The organism is Arhodomonas aquaeolei DSM 8974, assembly GCF_000374645.1.
Classification (GTDB): Bacteria; Pseudomonadota; Gammaproteobacteria; order Nitrococcales; family Nitrococcaceae; genus Arhodomonas; species Arhodomonas aquaeolei.
On record NZ_KB894843.1, the window covers coordinates 1 to 2,242 of the forward strand.

Genomic DNA, 2,242 nt, shown 5'->3' on the forward strand with positions numbered 1-2,242 from the left:
TTTTCACCCCCATTATCGTTACTCATGTCAGCATTCGCACTTCCGATACCTCCAGCGGCCCTCACGGGTCCGCCTTCGGCGGCCTACGGAACGCTCCCCTACCATGCAAGCAAACGCTTGCATCCGCAGCTTCGGTACACGGCTTTAGCCCCGTTGAATCTTCCGCGCAGGCCGACTCGACCAGTGAGCTATTACGCTTTCTTTAAAGGGTGGCTGCTTCTAAGCCAACCTCCTGGCTGTCTGTGCCTTCCCACATCGTTTGCCACTTAGCCGTGATTTGGGGACCTTAGCTGGCGGTCTGGGTTGTTTCCCTCTTGACGACGAACGTTATCACCCGCCGTCTGTCTCCCGTGATTGCACTTCCCGGTATTCGGAGTTTGCATCGGTTTGGTAAGGCACGGATGCCCCCCTAGCCGAAACAGTGCTCTACCCCCGGGAGTGAGACACGAGGCGCTACCTAAATAGCTTTCGGGGAGAACCAGCTATCTCCGGGCTTGTTTAGCCTTTCACTCCGACCCACAGCTCATCCCCTAACTTTTCAACGTTAGTGGGTTCGGGCCTCCAGCGGGTTTTACCCCGCCTTCACCCTGGCCATGGGTAGATCGCCCGGTTTCGGGTCTACTTCCAGAGACTACACGCCGGTTAAGACTCGGTTTCCCTACGGCTTCCCTAAACGGTTAACCTCGCCACTGAAAGTAAGTCGCTGACCCATTATACAAAAGGTACGCCGTCACCCTTGCGGGCTTCGACTGCTTGTACGCACACGGTTTCAGGTTCTATTTCACTCCCCTCTCCGGGGTTCTTTTCGCCTTTCCCTCACGGTACTGGTTCACTATCGGTCGGCAGGGAGTATTTAGCCTTGGAGGATGGTCCCCCCATATTCAGACAGGATAACACGTGTCCCGCCCTACTCGATTTCACGCATGGATCGCTTTCGCCTACGGGGCTGTCACCCACTATGGCCGGACTTTCCAGACCGTTCGGCTAGCGCACCACACGCTTAAGGGCTAATCCCCGTTCGCTCGCCGCTACTAAGGGAATCTCGGTTGATTTCTTTTCCTCCGGGTACTTAGATGTTTCAGTTCCCCGGGTTCGCCTCACACACCTATGGATTCAGTGTGTGATACCCGCCTTGTGACGGGTGGGTTTCCCCATTCGGACATCCTCGGATCAAAGCTTGTTTGCCAGCTCCCCGAGGCTTATCGCAGGCTACAACGTCCTTCATCGCCTCCTGCCGCCAAGGCATCCACCGTGTGCGCTTGACCGCTTGACCATATAACCCCAAACAGTCTGGGATTCTCGTCAAGTCAGTCGAGCGAATGCTTCATGCCCAAGACGTATCAGTGAAGATACGTATTGCGGCGACTTCCCGAATTGTTAAAGAACCGGCTACAAGCGACTGGTCGCGTAGACCAGGGCTAAGCACCGTCACCACGGGGGTGTCGATGCTTAGCGCTGGGCAGCGCGCGCGACGGGGCTGAGATGGTGGAGCCAGTCGGACTCGAACCGACGACCCCCTGCGTGCAAAGCAGGTGCTCTCCCAGCTGAGCTATGGCCCCGTGCTCTGGTAAGTGGTGGGTCTGGGTGGATTTGAACCACCGACCTCACCCTTATCAGGGGTGCGCTCTAACCAACTGAGCTACAGACCCGTGTAGCCGCTTGCTTGCTCTTTACCGATCAGATGGCTTGAGTGGGCACTCGCGCCGGCAATGCTGCCGGGCAACTGGCACTCTTTAAAGGAGGTGATCCAGCCGCAGGTTCCCCTACGGCTACCTTGTTACGACTTCACCCCAGTCATCGACCACACCGTGGGCGGCGTCCTCCCGAAGGTTAGACTACCGACTTCTGGTGCAGCCGACTCCCATGGTGTGACGGGCGGTGTGTACAAGGCCCGGGAACGTATTCACCGCGGCAATGCTGATCCGCGATTACTAGCGATTCCGACTTCATGGAGTCGAGTTGCAGACTCCAATCCGGACTGGGACCGGCTTTAGCAGATTGGCTCCCCCTCGCGGGTTGGCAACCGACTGTACCGGCCATTGTAGCACGTGTGTAGCCCTGCCCATAAGGGCCATGATGACTTGACGTCATCCCCACCTTCCTCCGGTTTGTCACCGGCAGTCTCCCTGGAGTTCCCGGCCGAACCGCTGGCAACCAGGGACAAGGGTTGCGCTCGTTGCGGGACTTAACCCAACATCTCACGACACGAGCTGACGACAGCCATGCAGCACCTGTCACTCGG

2 tRNA genes and 2 rRNA genes are annotated in these 2,242 nt (G+C 57.7%); all 4 read right to left on the reverse strand.

Annotation, left to right across the window (positions count from 1 at the left end):
- Positions 1 to 1,273: ribosomal RNA gene (locus C516_RS0117965) — 23S ribosomal RNA — on the reverse strand; the annotation flags it as partial.
- 210 nt (positions 1,274 to 1,483) lie between these two features.
- A tRNA-Ala gene (locus C516_RS0117970) sits at positions 1,484 to 1,559 on the reverse strand.
- 13 nt (positions 1,560 to 1,572) lie between these two features.
- A tRNA-Ile gene (locus C516_RS0117975) sits at positions 1,573 to 1,649 on the reverse strand.
- 86 nt (positions 1,650 to 1,735) lie between these two features.
- Positions 1,736 to 2,242: ribosomal RNA gene (locus C516_RS0117980) — 16S ribosomal RNA — on the reverse strand; the annotation flags it as partial.